This window comes from Enemella dayhoffiae, from assembly GCF_002250625.1.
GTDB classification, from domain to species: domain Bacteria; phylum Actinomycetota; class Actinomycetes; order Propionibacteriales; family Propionibacteriaceae; genus Enemella; species Enemella dayhoffiae.
Genome location: NZ_NMVQ01000001.1, coordinates 205,519 through 221,562 on the forward strand (window position 1 = coordinate 205,519; position 16,044 = coordinate 221,562).

Sequence of the window (16,044 nt, forward strand, 5' to 3'; positions counted from 1 at the left end):
TCGTGGACACTTCGACAGGCTCAGCGACCACTTCGACGGGCTCAGCGACCACTTCGACAGACTCAGCGGTCGAGCCGATCCTGACCGTCACCGACCTGGTCAAAACCTTCACCCTGCACGCCATCGGCGGCCGCAGGGTGACCAGCCTGGCCGGGGTGTCCTTCACCGTCGGCACCGGCGAGCACGTGGCGGTGGCCGGCGCCTCCGGCGCGGGCAAGTCCAGCCTGCTGCGCTGTCTCTATCGCAGCTACCTGCCCGACTCCGGCACGGTGGTGCTGCGTACGCCGACCGGTCCGGTCGAGCTGACCGCGCTCCCCGACCGGGCGATGGCGCGCCTGCGGGGCCGCGAATTCGGTTACGTGTCACAGTTTCTGCAGGCACCACCCCGGGTCGGGCCGCTGGAACTGGTGGCCCGTGCGGCCCGACGACGCGGGCTGTCCATCGCCGACGCGCACCAGGTCGCCGGTGACGCGCTGAGCCGGCTCGGCCTCGACAAACCGTTGTGGGACGTGGATTGCAGCGTGCTGTCCGGTGGCGAGCGGCAGCGGGTCAACCTGGCTGCCGGAACGGTCAGCCCGCCGCGGCTGCTGCTGCTCGACGAACCGGTGTCGGCGCTCGACCCGCACAACCGGGAGAAGGCGCTGCTGCTGATCGAGGACCTGCGCGCCCAGGACGTGTCGGTGCTTGCGGTCTATCACGACATGAAGATCATCCGCCGCCTGGCCGGGCGCCTGTTGGTCGTCGAGGACGGCCGCATCGTCGCCGACGGAACCCCGGAAGCTGTGCTGGCACAGGAACACAGCGCGCTGGCCGACCACCTGACCGACGACCCCGCAGACCTGGAGCTGGAGGCGATCCGATGACCGGTCAGCTGACCGAGACCGCTGCCTGGCCGGCCACCCGGCCCCCGGCCGACTTCACGCTTTCGCACGTGCGCGTCGTGCTGGCCGACCGGGTCGTCGACGACGGCACCATCGTCGTCCGCGACGGGCTGATCGCCGAGATCCTGGAGCGGCCGAGCCGCTGCGACCTGGACGGGCAGGGGCTGCTGGTCATGCCGGGGCTGATCGACATCCACTCCGACGCTCTGGAGAAGGAGCGGGCGCCGCGCCCGACGGCCGTGCTGCCGTGGGACTTCACGCTGACCAGTTTTGAGCAGAAGCTGGCCGCGCTCGGGATCACCACGATGTTCCACGGCGCCGGTTTCCAGCACAAGCACGCCCGCGGCGTACGCCGGGAACCGACCATGGCGCTCGACCTGTGTCGGGAAGTGGTGGCCCACCGGCGGCACGCGGTCGACCACCGGATCCTGCACCGGCTCGACGTGCTCAGCGAGCCCGGTGCCGACGCCCTTCGGACCTGGCTGGCCGAGCGCCCCGACAACGGCGTCCCGCCGCTGGTGTCGCACGAGGACCACACCCCCGGTCAGGGGCAGTACGTCGATCCGCAGCACCTGGTCAACTACATCGTCGGCGTCGACGGCTCGACCACCGAGGAGGCGTGGCGCCGGGTCGAGGAGATGCGGCAGGAGGGCACCGACTTCGCGCACATCCGACAGGAAAACCTGACCTGGTTGGGCGAGCTGGCCAGCAGCGGGCAGATCCGGCTGATGGGGCACGACCCGGACACCCCCGAGGCGATCGACGAACTGGTCGAGCGCGGTGCGGTGGTCGCTGAATTTCCCACCACCATGGACGCCGCGCGCCGGGCCCGCGAGCGCGGCCTGCTGATTGCCGCCGGCGCGCCCAACGTGCTCCGCGGTCGCTCGCACGCCGGCAACGTGTCGGCCGGCGAGCTGGCCCGGGCCGGTTGCCTGGACGCGGTCGCCTCCGACTATCTGCCGAGCGGGATGCTGGGCGCGGTCAGCGTGCTCGCCCCCGAACTGGGCCTGCCGCGTGCCGTCGGTCTGGTCACCTCGGGCCCAGCCCGGGTGGCCGGGCTGGCCGATCGTGGGGTGCTCGCCGAGGGTGAGCGGGCCGACCTGGTGCTCGTCGACGACCACTGCGGGCCGTGGCTCCGGGTCGCGACGATGCTCGGCGCCGCCGGCTGACCCGACTCAGCCGGGCGTACGCTCCCCCGCGCGAACCGGAACGGTGATGGAGTTTCCGGTCACCGGCATCGGACAGGTGGCGTGGTCGGTGAACGCGAACCACATGTCGATGGTGCGATTGAAGTCGAGCAGCACCCGTCCGTCGGCGTCCGGCTCGGCAAACTTCAGCTGCCGCCAGGCCGGGGTCTCCGAACCGTTGGTCGGATCGTGGAACTCGACACTCGGGCCCGCCTTGATGGTGGTCACCACCAGCCGCTGCGGTTCACCGCCGGCGGTGAACTCGACCTCACCGAGCGCCGGCAACTGCTGCCTCAGCTCGGGTTTGTGGGTGCCGACGTCCACCCGTTCACCGGGCGGATAGGGGTGGAACACCCCGGTCAGCACCCAGTCGGGGTCGTAGTCGAAGCAGGGTACGCCGGCGAACGACTCCCGCTGGGGCGAGGTGGCCGCCCGGATCCGGATGGCCAGCCGTCCGCCGCGGCGCAGCAGCTCGATCTCGCGGTCCTGGTGGGTCAGCCACGGCACCCGGCTGGTCTCGGCGACCGTCTTGGTGCTGCGGCCCGCCAGCGGTGTCCCGTAGGTGTTCAGCTGATCGCCGGGATCCGCGTCACAGAAGGCGTTCTCGCCGTCGGTGGACCAGCGGCCGGGCAGCCCTGGCAGTTCGGTGGGCTGGTCGGGCAGCCAGTGGAACCCCTGCAGGGTCAACCAGCCGAACGGTTGGGTCAGCTCCTGCTCGCGGGCCCGGCGAAACTCCAGCCAGGCGTCCCGATCGGCGCTCACGATGCCTTCGTCGCGTTCCATTCGTTCAGCGTACGCTCGCCGCCCAGTGCCGGCAGGACCCAGTCCCGCACCAGCTCGGCCAACCGCTGCTGGTTTTCCGGCTTGGTGAACTCGTGCCCCTCGCCGGGCATCACCACACACTCCGCCCGCCGGCCCAGCCGCTGCAGGGCTTCGGTGAGCTGGATCGACTCGTTGACCGGCACGTTGGTGTCCGACCCACCATGGATCGTCAGCAGCGGCACGTCGATCGCCTCGACCCGGCGCATCGGGGAGAGCTCGGTCAGCAGGTCGGCGTCGTCGACCGGGTGGCCATATTTCGAGTACGCCGCCAGCGCGATCCACGGCTCGGTGTCGCGATAGAACGTGTGCAGGTCGCTCATCCCGCAGATCGCCACTCCGGCGCGGAACAGGCCCGGGTGGAAGGCGAGGGTGGCGTTGGTCAGATAGCCGCCGTAGCTGCGTCCGGTGATGGCCAGGCTGTCCGGGTCGGCCAGCCCGCTGTCGACCAGGTGCGCCACGACGTCGACGACGTCGGCGATGCCGCGGGGGCGCAGTGGCCCCTCGTCGGCGTGCACGAACGCGCGCCCGAAGCCACCGCTGCCGCGTACGTTCGGCGCGAACACCGCCAACCCGGCCTCGAGCAGGGTCGGGAAGACGTAGCTGTAGTCGGGGCGGGACTGTCCCTCCGGTCCGCCGTGGAACCAGACCACGACCGGGCCGGGCTCGGTCCACCCGGGCGGGGCGTACCACCAGCCGTTCAGCTCCAGCCCGTCGCTGGCGCAGAAGGTGCGGAACTCGGGTTGGACGAAGACGCCACCCGGACGCGGGGGGCGCTCGATCTGCACCCACTCCCCGGTGCTCGGGTCGACGAGTTCGACGGTGCGCCGTTGTCCGGGGCCCTGCAGGGTGACCGCGAGGAGTTGCCCGTCGGCGCTGAGGCTGGCCTCGGAGGCGACCTGCCCGCCCAGGTCCAGCGGCGGGGTGAGGGTGCGGTCGTCGAGGTGCAGCATCTGCAGCTTCGAGTGGCCGCCGGCGACGTTCCAGAGCAGGGCCACCACGGTGCCGTCGGCGCTGATCTCGAACTGGTCCAGGTCGGCGTCGGGGCGCTCCGCGAGCACCTGATCGGTCACCCCGTCGGGGGTGAGCGTGGCCAGCACCAACCGGGATCGGTCCCCACCGTGGTCGGTCTGCACCAGAACGCTCAGCCGCCCGCCCAGGTCGTCGAGGTCACCGATGCTGTGGTCGGTCGGGCCGAACCGGCGGGGCTTGGGGCGGCGCAGGTGCCGCGGCCGCCGGTCGGCGACGATGTTGGCGTCCTCCGCGCTGGATCCCGGGTCGCCACCGAGCAGGACGCGCTCGTTGCCGCGGTGCCGCAGCACCACCCCGCGGTGGCTGCGCGGCCCGGTGCGGATCACCTGGCTGCCGGCCCAGGAGTCGTAGAGCCGGGCGCCGTGGCGGCGGTCGACCACCTCTGCCGCCCGGGTGGTGGGGTCAATCAGGCGGGCCTCGCCGAAGTGGTCATCGCCCTGCACCGAGATGGCGATCCGCACCCCGTCCCAGCCGATCAGCAGCGAGTTGGCGCGGCCGTCGTTGGCGCCGTCGTCGACCCGCCAGGCCCGCGGATCGCGCGGATCGGTGGTGACCAGCCAGACCTGGTGCCGGTTGCTGCCGTCCGGCTCGATCTCCAGCGCCAGCCAGGCGCCGTCGGGCGAGTGCCGCATCGCAGTGACCGGTCCGTCGACCGGCAGCCGCACGAAACGGGACGTCGACACCTGCATGCCGTCCAGCCACCGCTGGACCGCACGGGGGTAGCCGTCGACCTCGACCAGGTGCGCGAACGCCCGGCCGTCAGGTGAGACACTGGCCCCGTAACTGGGGCGACCCAATTCATCCATCGCTCCCAGCGTGCCCAGCGAGGGCGGCCCCTGTCCAACCCTGAGGTCAGCGCACGGCGCGGCGCGCGGTCAGCGCCAGTTCCCGGGCCGGTTGATCGCCGACCCTGGCCGCGGCCCGTTCGCAGTCGTTGGCGACCTCTGCGGGCGTACGCCGGGCCCCCCAACCGGTGCCGCGCAGGGACTCGGCCAGGGTGGCGGAAGCCACCGCCAGCTCCAGGTGCGGAGCCGCCTTCTCGGGGCTGTTGGCGAACTGCCAGCCCATCAGCTCGGCGCGTCGTTCGATCGGCTCGCGGGTGTCCGGGTGCAGGTAGCGCACGGTGGCGGTGGCCAGCGGGCGTACCGGCAGCCCACCCGGTCGCAGGGTGATCTCATAGAGGGCGGTGACGCTGTGCCCGGCGCCGACCTCGCCCCCGTCGACGCGGTCGTTGCGGAAGTCCTCGTCGGCGACCGCGCGGTTCTCATAGCCGAGCAGCCGATAGCTCTCCACCTGCTGGGGGTCGAACTCGACCTGCGCCTTGGCGTCGCGCGCCGTCACCACCAGGGTGCTGGACAGCCGCTGCACGAACAGCCGGCGAGCCTCGATCTCGTCATCGACATAGGCGTGGAACCCGTTGCCCTTGTCGGCGAGCTGCTCCATCAGCCGGTCGTTGTAGCTGCCCATCCCAAAGCCGACCGTGACCAGGTCGACCTGCTGCTGGGCGGCGCGGCCGATGGTGTCCAGGATCGGGTCGGGCCCGGTGTTGCCGACGTTGGCCACGCCGTCGCTGAGCAGCACCACCCGGTTGAGGCCGCCCCTGCGCTGGTTGCGCAGTGCTTCCTGATAGCCGAGGCTCAGGCCGGCTTCGACGTTGGTGGAGCCCTCGGTGCGCAGGTCGTCGACGACGCCGAGGATGGCCTCGCGCTGGCCGGCGGAGGTCGGCGGGAGGACCACCCGGGTGCGATCGGAATAGACGACCACCGAAACCGAGTCGTCGGGGCGCAGGGCGCCGACGAGCTGGTGCAGCGAGGTCTTGACCAGGCCGAGCCGGCCCGGGGCGGCCATCGAACCGGAGACGTCGACGACGAAGGTGAGGTGGGCCGGCGGGCGGGTTCTCGGGTCGCTCTCGGCAGCCTGTACGCCGACCCGGACGACACGGGTGGCGGGGCTTTCGAGGGCGGGGATGGCGGCGCCGTCGAGGTGTACGCCGAGTCCGTCCTGGGGCGCCCGGTAGCCCTGGTCGAAGGCGTTGACGAACTCCTCGGTGCGCACCTCGTGCGGGTTGGGACGGGTGCCGTTGCCGAGCTGCGACCGGGCCCTGGTCCAGGCCGCGGTGTCGACGTCGAGGGCGAAGGTGGAGCGGTTGTCGGTGCGGGTGTCGGTGCGCGGGTTGGTGGTGGGCGGGCCCTGCGGAGCCCGGGTGGGCGGGACCGGGTGCTCAGGATGTCGGGTGGTGCGGCCGTCGGGGGCCCGGGTGGCCGGCGCCCCCGGCTGGGCTCCGGTGGTGGGGCGTGCGGCGTCGGTGCGGCCTGCCGTGCGCGACTCGGGATGGGCCTCTCCCGTGGCGGGGCCGGCCGTGTTCTGGGCCGACGTGCAACCGGTGGCGAGGACGGTGACGATCAGCGGGGCGAGCAGGGCGGTACGCAACGGTGTCGGTGTCATGGCAGCTCCTTCGGTCTCACCCCACGACCGGATCCGGGGTGCGAAAGGTTCTGCCGTTCAGGTCACGGGTTGGTCACGCCGCGGGGTGGGTCGTGAACCGGGACAGGAAACGTCGCTGCCAGGGGGTCTCCGTCGCCCGCGGGTGATAGTGCCGGCGGACGTGGGCCAGCGCTTCCTCCGGGGTGAGCCCGTCGAGGACCGCGAAGCAGGCCAGCACGGTCCCGGTGCGGCCCACCCCGCCGCCGCAACACACCTCCACCCGCTCGGTCGCGCTCCGGGCATACGCCTCGGTGATCAGCGCGCGGGCACGGCCGGGATCGGTGGGCAGCCAGAAGTCCGGCCAGCTCAACCAGGCGTACGCCGACTCCTCGTTGCGCGGTGGGAAAGTCAAGAGATACAGGGTGAAGTCAGCGGGCGGCGCTGGGTTCGCGCGGATCGAGCGGCCGCGCACCCGGCGCCCCGACGGCAGTTCGAGTACGCCCGGTCCCGGTCCCCAGGTCGTCACTAGTTCAGGCTAGCCCGGCGACCCGACCCGACCGCGATGCCCCCTGGCCCGCGCGTTGCCCCCGGCAGAACGGGGGCGACGCGCAACTCGGGGGGCGTCGCACTGAGACCTCGCTTGTTGACTGGTCAGTCTCTTGCCCGCTATGGTCACAATGGAAGAAAGATTCCGTATTGTGGAAGTCAGGAGAGGCAATGTCCGAGCGCATCGAACAGGGACGACTGCAGATCGACCGCGAGCTCTACGAGTTCGTGCGGGACGAGGCACTGCCCGGCACCGACGTCGACGAGGCCGCCTTCTGGAGCGGCGCCGAGCAACTGCTCGCCGAGCTCGGTCCGCGCCGCACGGCACTGCTCGAGCGCCGCGACGAGCTGCAGGCGAAGATCGACCAGTGGCACCGCGACAACCCCGGTCCGATCGACCAGAGCAACTATGAGGATTTCCTGACCTCGTTGGGATATCTGGCCGATGACCCCGGCGAGGTGACCGTCACCACCGCCAACGTGGACCCGGAGATCTCCTCGGTCCCGGGCCCGCAGCTGGTGGTTCCCGTGCTCAACGCCCGCTTCGCCACCAACGCCGCCAATGCACGCTGGGGCTCGCTGTATGACGCGCTCTATGGCACCGACGCGATCGACGAGACCGACGGCAAGACCAAAGGCACCGCCTACAACCCGACCCGTGGCGCAGCGGTGATCAAATGGGCCCGTGAGCTGCTGGATCGCAGCACTCCCCTGGCCCACGGCAGCCACGCCGACGCGACGGCGTACGCGATCGTCGACGGCCGGCTGCAGGTCCGCCTGGCCGACGGGGTCACCGAGCTGGCCCATCCCGAACAGTTCGTCGGCTGGAGCGGTCCGGCGGAGCAGCCGACGAGCGTGCTGCTGGTGCACAACGGGCTGCACCTGGAGATCCAGATCGACCGCTCCGACTCGATCGGCGAGACCGACCCGGCCGGGGTGAAGGACGTCGCGCTCGAATCGGCGGTCACCTGCATCATGGACCTGGAGGACTCGATCGCCGCCGTGGACGCCCAGGACAAGGTGCACGCCTGGCGCAACTGGCTGCAGCTGATGCAGGGAACCCTGGCCGAGCAGGTGACCAAGGGCGGCAAGACGTTCCGCCGCGAGCTCAACCCCGACCGCACGTTCACCACTCCCGACGGCGAAACCACCCTCAAGGGTCGCGCCCTGTTGTTCGTCCGCCACGTCGGGCACCTGATGGACTCCGATGCGGTGCTGCTCGACGGAAACCCTGTCTCGGAAGGGTTCCTGGACGCGCTGGTCGCCGGGTTGGGCAGCCTGCACGACCTGCGCGGACCGCGCGCTGGCGGCAACTCCCGCGCCGGTTCGGTCTATGTGGTGAAGCCGAAGATGCACGGCCCCGAGGAGGTGCAGCTGACCTGCGACCTGTTCGCGGCGGTCGAGCGGGTCTTCGGCCTGGAGCCGAACACGATCAAGGTCGGCATCATGGACGAGGAGCGGCGTACCTCGGCGAACCTGAAGGCGTGCCTGGCGGTGGCCAGTGAGCGGGTCGCGTTCATCAACACCGGCTTCCTGGACCGCACCGGCGACGAGATCCACACCTCCATGCTGGCCGGGCCGATGGTGCGCAAGGCCGACATGAAGGACGCGGCCTGGATCACGGCGTACGAGAACTCCAACGTCGACCTCGGACTTGCCAGCGGACTGCGCGGACACGCCCAGATCGGCAAGGGGATGTGGGCCGCCCCGGACAACATGGCCGCGATGCTGGAGGCGAAGGTCGGGCACCCGAAGGCCGGAGCCACCTGCGCCTGGGTGCCCTCGCCGACCGCGGCCACCCTGCACGCCACGCACTACCACGACGTGGATGTGCTGGCCCAGCAGGAAAAGCTCGCCGCCGAGGGGGCGCGCAGCACCCGCAGCGAATTGCTCACCGTGCCGATCGGCGATCCGGCTGGCTGGTCCGAGCAGGATCGCCGCGACGAGGTGGACAACAACGTGCAGGGCATCCTCGGTTATGTGGTGCGCTGGGTGAACTCCGGCGTGGGCTGCTCCAAGGTGCCCGACATCACCGGTACCAACCTGATGGAGGACCGCGCGACCTGCCGGATCAGCTCCCAGCACGTCGCCAACTGGCTGCATCACGGGGTGGTTGACGTCGAGCTCGTCGAGGACAGCTTCCGCCGGATGGCGGCCAAGGTGGACGGGCAGAACGCCGACGACCCGAACTATCTGGCGATGGCGCCGGGTTTCGACACCGAGGGGTTCAAGGCGGCCCGGGCGCTGGTGTTCGAGGGGCTCGAGCAGCCGTCTGGTTATACCGAGCCGATCCTGCACCGCTATCGCGCGGCCCAGAAGGCCAAGGATGCCCAGCGCTGAACCGGCTGGTGTCGCGGCGGGTGCGGCCGAACCGCACAAGGGTGGCGTCCAGTCGGTCGAGCGCGCGTTCGACCTGCTGGAAGCCATCGTCGACGCCCGCGGGGAGGTGTCGCTGAGCGAGCTGGCCGAGGCGGTCGAGCTGCCGCTGCCGACGATCCACCGGTTGCTGCGCACCCTCACCGCGCGGGGTTATGTACGCCAGCAGCCCTCGCGGCGGTACGCCCTGGGGGTGGGTCTGATCCGGCTCGGCAACCGGGCGGGTGAGCAGGTCGGCATACTTGCCCGGGATGAGCTGCGGCGGCTGGTGCTCGAGCTGGGTGAGACGGCCAACCTGGCCATCCTCGACGGGGATTCCGCGGTCTATGTGGCGCAGAGCCCCTCGCCGCACTCGATGCGGATGTTCACCGAGGTCGGCCGGCGGGTGCCGCTCTACAACACCGGTGTGGGCAAGGCGATGCTGGCCGCCCTCCCCGACCCGGTCGCGCGGGAGCTGATCGCACGAGCCACCATCGAGCAGCGCACCGCAAAGGGACACGCGACAGCCGCGGAGCTGCTGGCCGATCTCACCCTGATTCGCGAGCGCGGGTTCGCCATCGACGACGAGGAGCAGGAGCTCGGTGTGCGCTGCTATGCGATCACGGTGCCCGGAATCGGCTTGCCCACAGCAATCTCGGTGTCCGGCCCGACCGGCCGGGTGGACGAGGCGTTCGGCGAGCGCGCGGTGCCGGTGCTGCGCGCCGCCGCCGAGCGGATCGCGGCCGGGCTGCCGCGGGCGGCCGGCTGATCCGGCCGGGTGCCGATGATGGAAGACGAATTCATGGACAAGCCTCACCTGGTTGACCGCACCGGCACCCGCTATCCGCTGACCGATCCGCGCTGGCGCGGTGACGATGGCGGTCCGTTGGCGGTGTCGGAGCTGCCCGGGCTGCGGCCCGATCAGGTCGATGCGGGTGAGCGGTCGTTGTGGCGCTATGCCGCGGCGCTGCCGGTGCCGGCCGAGCATCGGGTCAGCCTGGGCGAGGGGTGGACCCCGCTGCTGCCGTTGGACTGGGCCGGGGCGCGGGTGCTGGTGAAGCCCGAATGGTTCAACCCCACCAGCAGTTTCAAGGATCGCGGGGTGTCGGTGATGGTGTCGCACCTGCGCCGGCTCGGCGCGACCCGCATCCTCGAAGACAGCTCCGGCAACGGCGGATCGTCGGTGGCGGCGTACGCGGCGGCCGCCGGGATCGGCGCGAAGATCATCGTGCCCGAGGCGACCTCGGCGGCCAAGATTCTCATGTCACAAGCGTTTGGGGCCGAGATCGAACTGGTCGCGGGGACGCGCGACGAGGTTGGCGCGGAAGCCATGCGGCAATCGGCGACGATTCCGTACGCGAGCCACAACTGGCACCCGTTTTTCCTGCAAGGAGTGAAAACCCTCGGTTTTGAGATCTGGGAGCAGCTGGGGTTCGAGGCTCCGGACAACGTGGTCGTGGTGGCCGGAGCGGGGAGTCAGGTGCTGGGGCTGGATCTGGCGTTCACCGAGCTGCTGGCGGCCGGATCGATCCAGCGGCGGCCGCGGATCTTCGTCGGCCAGCCGGCGGAGTGGGCGACGATCGTCGAGGGGGTGGCTTCGACAGGCTCAGCCAACGCAGCGACAGGCTCAGCCAGCGGTAGGCGTACGGCGACGGTCGCCGAGGGCGCGTCGATCGCCAATCCGGTGCGGTTGCCCGAGGCGGTCGACGCGGTACGCCGCAGCGGCGGCGGGGCGTACGCGGTGCCGGAGGCGGAGATCCTGGCGGCCGTGCGGAAGATCTGCGCCCGCGGGCTGTACGCCGAGCCGACCAGCGCGGTCGCCGTCGCGGCGCTCGACCATTTCCTCACCACCGAAGAGATCGCCCACGATCAGCGCACCGTGCTGGTGCTGTCCGGCACGGGCCTCAAGTCGGCCGAGAAGATGGCGACCATCCTGGGCAACCCGGATGAGTGACGCCCAAATCGAGAACGATCTGGGCGAACTTTTCGACCAGGCACTGCTCCGGCACGGGTGACGATCGACTGCTTGACCCCGACCAGGCGTACGCCGACGACCTGTCCGGGTATGTCTGGGCCGTCGCCTGGCAGGACCTCCACCCAGGCTGCACGCTGCTGCCGCCGGATGAGGAGACCCGCCGGTGGTCGGAGGCTCTGGGCCTAGAGTTTCGCCGGGTCAGGATCGCGGCCAACGCGCACGTGATCGAACTCGTGTTCGCCGATCTAGAAGTCTTGGAAATCGAAGCACGATAAGGATCAGGCGAGGGTGCCGACCGCCGTGACGGCAACCGCCGCGTGCGGGCGCCGCTCGCCGTGGGCTGGCCGCTGCAGGCGGTCGGTCACCTCGAACCCGGCCGCGCTGAGGCTGCAGGCGAACTCGTCGACCGGCCAGCGGTACGCGGTGGTCACCTGGTGGGCGAACGGCTCGAGCGTGGGGCCTTCGAAGAAGCCGACCACAAGTCGGCCCCCTGGGCGCAGGATGCGCCGGATCTCGGCCAGTGCGCCGGGCAGCTCGTCGGGGTGGAGGTGGATCAGGGAGTACCAGGCCAGCGCCCCGGCCACGGAGTCGTCTGGCCGGTCGATGGCGGTGATCGAGCCAAGCTCGAAGTGGCTGGTCGGGTGGGTGCGTCGGGAGTGGGCAATGAACTCGGGCACCTGGTCGATGCCGGTCACCTCGGCACCGCGCGCAGCCAGGAACGCCGTCAGGTGCCCGGGCCCACAACCGAGATCGATGACCGGGCCGGCGATGCCGGTCAAATGTCGCACGATCAGACTCAGGTCGTCGGCGTGCTCATGGGCCCCGGAACCGAACAGCTCGATGTACCGGCTTGCGACCTGGGCGTACGCCTGTTGGACCTGACTCACCCGTCGAGCCTAGACCGACCTCGCGGACGGAGTGCCACATCGCGTAGTGGGCTGGCGCACCGCCCGAAACGAAAAACTCTCGGCCGGACCGACCCGACCGAGAGCTTGGTTTGTGCGCGAGAGAGGATTTGAACCTCCACGTCCCTAAGGACACTGGCACCTGAAGCCAGCGCGTCTGCCGTTCCGCCACTCGCGCTCGATGAACCGTGGTCCATCAGCCGTGAAACTTTAGCACGGCGCCGGTGGACGTACGCAATTCGGTTTCAGCCGCTCACCAGCGAGATGCCGGCCCAGCAGGCGAGCAGACCAAGCAGGACCGAGCCGGCGGCGTACGCCAGGAAGCTCAGCCAGGCGCGACGCCCGGCCAGCTCGAGCAACTCGACCGAGAAGGTGGAGAAGGTGGTCAGTCCCCCGCAGAAACCGGTGCCGAGCAGCGCCAGCAACCACCCCGGCAGCCCGGCGCCGAGCACACAGCCCAACAGGAACGAGCCGGCCAGGTTGGCCAGCAACGTGCCCCACGGGATTCCGCCGACGGCGCCCAGCCAGTGCGAGAGGCAATAGCGCAGCACCGCACCGATCGCGCCACCGACGATCACCGCAAGCACCGTCATCGCTGCCCCGACCGACGGGCAATCGCCATGCCGAGCCCCGCCGCGCCGAGGCCGAGCACCAGCGTCACCAGCAGGTACGCCCCCGCGGGCACCAACGCTCCTGCCGCGGCCAGCGCCACCGCATCACCCATCCAGGCGGAAAACGTGGTCCAACCGCCCAGCACTCCGGCCCCCAGCAGCGGACGCGCCAGCGGGTGCAGCCGGCGCACCTCGACCAGCACCACGAGCGCACCGAGCAGAAAGGAGCCGGTGACGTTCACCAGCAGCGTCGCCCAGGGCCACTGCTCACCAGGGTGCGGCAGCGCCAGCGCCACACCCCAGCGGGCCAGGCTGCCCAGCGCCCCGCCGACGGCAACGGCCGGCAGGACGTGTCGCTGATGGGATCGCACCAGGACATTGTGCTCTGTCGGAGGTGGTCATGGATTGCCACTCAACGCTCGAACCGGGGTCAGATCGGGCCTTCTGGGTGGTTGAGTGGCAATCGGTGACCAGGTTGCCAGCTCACCCGGGTACCGGTGGCTTCGACAGGTTCAGCCAGCGTGATGACAGGCCGAAATGCCCCCGATTGGGGTTTCCGCCTAAGATCGGTGCGGCGAGTCGGCCAGCCACTGTGGCGTGCCCGCCGCCGGGGCAGGACGATCGACCAGGCACGAGAGGGGACAGCGTGGGCTTCCTGGACCGCTTCGAGAGGGGCATCGAAGGCGCCGTCAACGGCGTCTTCGCGCGCGCCTTCAAGGGCGACGTGCAGCCGGTCGAGATCGCGGCCCGGCTGCAGAAGGAGCTCGACTCGGAGGCCAAGCTGCTGTCCCGGGACAAGAAGCTGGTGCCCAACGAGTTCGTGATCGGCCTCTCCCAGCACGACTATGACCGGCTCACCCCCTATGGCAAGGCGCTGTCCGGCGAGATCATCCCCGAGCTGCGCAGCCACGCCCAGAACATGGGCTATGTGTTCAACGGCCCGATCATGCTGCACTTCGAGCTGGCCCCCGAGCTGCCGACCGGACGGTTCACCGTGACCTCCGAGGCGGTCGCCGGCGTCCAGGACAACCAGCAGGTGTCCAGCACCGCCGCCCACCGGGCCCAGCTGGTGCTCGAGGTCAACGGCATGCGCCACCCGCTCGTCCCGCCCGGCATCGTGATCGGCCGCGGCGCCGACGCCGACCTGCGCGTCAACGATCCCGGCATCTCGCGCCGGCACGCCGAGATCACCGTCAGCGGCGGCGGGATCAACCTGACCTACGAGATCAACGACCTGGGCTCCACCAACGGCATCACCGTCGACGGCCGCAAGGTGCGCCACGCCATCCTGCACTCCGGATCGCGGATCGAGATCGGGAACACCCGGATGCTCGTCCACGCCCCCTCGGGACGCTGATGTCGGCGATCGCGGTCACTCTGCTCAAGGTCCTGTTCCTGGCGCTGCTGTGGGTGTTCATCATGTCCGCGGCGGGCGTGATCAAGACCGACCTGTTCGGGCGCACCGTGCCGGCCTCCGAACTCCCCCGCGACCTGGAGAATCCGCGCAAGCGGCGCCGGATGAAAAAGGGCGCCCCGCGCCGGTTCGCGATCGTCTCCGGCGACCAGACCGGCATCTCCGCCGACCTCGCCTCCGGGGTGGTGCAGATCGGGCGCAGCGCGGACTGCCAGATCATCCTCGACGACGACTACGTCTCCACCCGGCACGCCCGACTGGAGGCGGACAGTGCGGGCGGCTGGTTCATCGAGGACCTCGGCTCCACCAACGGCACCTACGTGAACAACCAGCGGATCACCGCCCCGACCACGATCACCCTGACCGACACGGTCCGGATCGGGCGTACCCAGCTGAGGTTGGGGACCTGACCCATGACAACCCCCGACCACGACCTGTACCTGCGGTTCGTCGCGCACTCCGAGATCGGCCTGGTTCGCAAGAACAACCAGGACTCGGGGTACGCCTCGGCGCACCTGCTGGTGGTCGCGGACGGGATGGGCGGCGCCGCGGCCGGCGACCTGGCCTCGGCGGTCGCGATCCAGCTGATCCGGCGCGCCGACCGCAGCGCCAAGGGCGACGAGCCGGTCACCGGCGAGGCGATGCTCGAACTGCTCGCCGGCGCCCTCAACCAGGCCAACGACAAGATCGCCGACCTGGTCGCCGACGACCACAGCCTCGACGGCATGGGCACCACGGTCAGCGCGGCCATGTTCGACGGCGAGCAGCTCGGTCTGGTGCACATCGGCGACTCCCGGGCCTATCTGCTGCGCGACGACGAGCTGGTACGCCTCACCCACGACCACTCCTGGGTGCAGTCGCTGGTCGATGAGGGAAAGATCACCGAGGAGGAGGCGGCCTACCACCCGCACCGCTCGCTGCTGCTCAAGGTGGTCAACGGCCAGCCGGCGTGCGAGCCGGACACCAGCCTGGTCCCGGTCCGGCAGGGCGATCGGCTGCTGCTGTGCTCCGACGGCCTGTGTGGTCTGGTCGACGACGACGAGCTGCGCCAGATCCTGACCGAGCGCAGCGACCCCGACGCGGCCCTCGAGGCGCTGATCGACGCCGCCCACCGCGAGGGCGGGATCGACAACATCACCATCATCGTGGCCGACGTGGTCGCCGACGAGGCCGAGGCGACAACCGCGGCCAAGGTGCTCGGCGCCTCCACCGAGCGGGAGGTGCCCACGGTGGCCGCCCGGTCGGTCGACCTTGGTGATCGCACCCCGACCCGGCGTACCGACGCCGACGGCAACACCATCCCCGACTCCCCCGCCCCCAAGGGTTCGGCGGTGAGCGATGAGGAGACCACGCGCTATGCCCCGCACGCGGCCCCGCGGCGCCGACTGTGGCGGGCGCTGCTCGGTGCCCTGGTGGTGCTGGTGCTGCTCGCCGGTGGCCTGACCGCCGGCTATGCGTGGTCGCGTACCCAGTATTTCGTCGGCGCGGTCGACGGCAACGTGGCGATCAACCGGGGCCTGGCCCAGCAGGTGCTCGGCTTCCCGCTCTCGGAGACCTATCGGGTCGAGGACACCCGGGTGTCCGACCTGCCCCCGTATTTCCGGGAGCGGGTGGAGCAGACGATCACCTCCAGCTCGCTGGCCGACGCCGAGGCGACCGTGGCCGAGCTGCGCACCCGCGCGCAGAACTGCATCGCCAAGCGGCAGGCGGCGCAGAACCCGACGCCGACCCCCACCCCCAGCGGCCCGACCCAGGTGCCCGGCGGCCCGGACCCGATCCCCGGCCCCACGCCCAGCCCCACGCCGACCCCGCAGCCGGCCCAGGCGGGTGAGTGCACGTGAGCACCGCCCAGCAGCAGCACGCCGACCCGGATCTGGTCGTCGTCTATCACCGCC

The 16,044-nt window shown here is 70.6% G+C and carries 16 protein-coding genes and 1 tRNA gene; 9 read left to right on the forward strand and 8 right to left on the reverse strand.

Annotated features, from left to right (window positions below):
- Positions 1-2: 2 nt before the first annotated feature.
- A complete protein-coding gene (locus tag CGZ93_RS00995; RefSeq protein ID WP_094362280.1) occupies positions 3-863 on the forward strand; it encodes an ATP-binding cassette domain-containing protein in 861 nt (286 codons plus the stop codon).
- Entirely contained in the window at positions 860-2,050 is a 1,191-nt protein-coding gene (locus CGZ93_RS01000) for an alpha-D-ribose 1-methylphosphonate 5-triphosphate diphosphatase (RefSeq protein ID WP_094362281.1), read from the forward strand. The genes CGZ93_RS00995 and CGZ93_RS01000 overlap by 4 nt, the downstream gene beginning before the upstream one ends.
- Before the next feature lie 6 nt (positions 2,051-2,056).
- Here the strand turns inward: CGZ93_RS01000 and CGZ93_RS01005 are convergent, their stop codons facing one another.
- From CGZ93_RS01005 to CGZ93_RS01020, 4 genes are all read right to left on the reverse strand, one after another.
- Positions 2,057-2,851, reverse strand: a complete 795-nt coding sequence (locus tag CGZ93_RS01005) for a DUF1684 domain-containing protein (protein ID WP_094362282.1) — start codon at positions 2,849-2,851, stop codon at positions 2,057-2,059.
- Positions 2,827-4,725: an alpha/beta hydrolase family protein gene (locus tag CGZ93_RS01010; protein WP_094362283.1), complete on the reverse strand. Its 1,899-nt coding sequence runs from the start codon at positions 4,723-4,725 to the stop codon at positions 2,827-2,829. Before CGZ93_RS01010 ends, CGZ93_RS01005 begins: the two co-directional genes overlap by 25 nt.
- Before the next feature lie 46 nt (positions 4,726-4,771).
- A complete protein-coding gene (locus CGZ93_RS01015; RefSeq protein ID WP_094362284.1) occupies positions 4,772-6,364 on the reverse strand; it encodes a vWA domain-containing protein in 1,593 nt (530 codons plus the stop codon).
- A gap of 73 nt (positions 6,365-6,437) precedes the next feature.
- The gene (locus CGZ93_RS01020) at positions 6,438-6,869 is read right to left on the reverse strand and encodes a phosphatase domain-containing protein (RefSeq protein ID WP_094362285.1); all 432 of its coding nucleotides are present in this window, start codon (positions 6,867-6,869) and stop codon (positions 6,438-6,440) included.
- A gap of 191 nt (positions 6,870-7,060) precedes the next feature.
- On the opposite strand from CGZ93_RS01020, the gene CGZ93_RS01025 reads away from it, so the two are divergent.
- The 4 genes from CGZ93_RS01025 to CGZ93_RS01040 are packed head-to-tail and all read left to right on the forward strand — an operon-like array spanning position 7,061 to position 11,494.
- Positions 7,061-9,229, forward strand: a complete 2,169-nt coding sequence (locus CGZ93_RS01025; protein ID WP_094362286.1) for a malate synthase G — start codon at positions 7,061-7,063, stop codon at positions 9,227-9,229.
- Positions 9,216-10,013, forward strand: coding sequence for an IclR family transcriptional regulator (locus CGZ93_RS01030; RefSeq protein ID WP_094362287.1), 798 nt, complete (start codon positions 9,216-9,218; stop codon positions 10,011-10,013). Before CGZ93_RS01025 ends, CGZ93_RS01030 begins: the two co-directional genes overlap by 14 nt.
- A 33-nt stretch (positions 10,014-10,046) precedes the next feature.
- Positions 10,047-11,198, forward strand: coding sequence for a threonine synthase (locus CGZ93_RS01035; RefSeq protein WP_229117107.1), 1,152 nt, complete (start codon positions 10,047-10,049; stop codon positions 11,196-11,198).
- Positions 11,195-11,494, forward strand: a complete 300-nt coding sequence (locus tag CGZ93_RS01040) for a YxiG-like protein (RefSeq protein WP_094362288.1) — start codon at positions 11,195-11,197, stop codon at positions 11,492-11,494. Before CGZ93_RS01035 ends, CGZ93_RS01040 begins: the two co-directional genes overlap by 4 nt.
- 3 nt (positions 11,495-11,497) lie before the next feature.
- Here CGZ93_RS01040 and CGZ93_RS19825 read toward each other — a convergent pair whose 3' ends face one another.
- From CGZ93_RS19825 to CGZ93_RS01060, 4 genes are all read right to left on the reverse strand, one after another.
- Positions 11,498-12,106 (reverse strand): class I SAM-dependent methyltransferase, encoded by a 609-nt coding sequence (locus CGZ93_RS19825; RefSeq protein WP_094362289.1) that lies wholly within the window; start codon positions 12,104-12,106, stop codon positions 11,498-11,500.
- Between the two features lie 113 nt (positions 12,107-12,219).
- A tRNA-Leu gene (locus tag CGZ93_RS01050) sits at positions 12,220-12,302 on the reverse strand.
- 67 nt (positions 12,303-12,369) lie between these two features.
- Entirely contained in the window at positions 12,370-12,717 is a 348-nt protein-coding gene (locus tag CGZ93_RS01055; RefSeq protein ID WP_094362290.1) for a fluoride efflux transporter FluC, read from the reverse strand.
- A complete protein-coding gene (locus tag CGZ93_RS01060; protein ID WP_229117108.1) occupies positions 12,714-13,106 on the reverse strand; it encodes a fluoride efflux transporter FluC in 393 nt (130 codons plus the stop codon). The genes CGZ93_RS01055 and CGZ93_RS01060 overlap by 4 nt, the downstream gene beginning before the upstream one ends.
- 275 nt (positions 13,107-13,381) lie before the next feature.
- On the opposite strand from CGZ93_RS01060, the gene CGZ93_RS01065 reads away from it, so the two are divergent.
- From CGZ93_RS01065 to CGZ93_RS01075, 3 genes are read left to right on the forward strand one after another with little or no spacing between them, the layout of a single operon-like run.
- Complete coding sequence (locus CGZ93_RS01065) at positions 13,382-14,092, forward strand: FhaA domain-containing protein (RefSeq protein ID WP_094362292.1); 711 nt, start codon at positions 13,382-13,384, stop codon at positions 14,090-14,092.
- Positions 14,092-14,559, forward strand: a complete 468-nt coding sequence (locus tag CGZ93_RS01070) for an FHA domain-containing protein FhaB/FipA (protein ID WP_094362293.1) — start codon at positions 14,092-14,094, stop codon at positions 14,557-14,559. Before CGZ93_RS01065 ends, CGZ93_RS01070 begins: the two co-directional genes overlap by 1 nt.
- A 3-nt stretch (positions 14,560-14,562) precedes the next feature.
- Entirely contained in the window at positions 14,563-15,990 is a 1,428-nt protein-coding gene (locus CGZ93_RS01075; protein WP_094362294.1) for a Stp1/IreP family PP2C-type Ser/Thr phosphatase, read from the forward strand.
- The last annotated feature ends 54 nt before the right edge of the window (positions 15,991-16,044 follow it).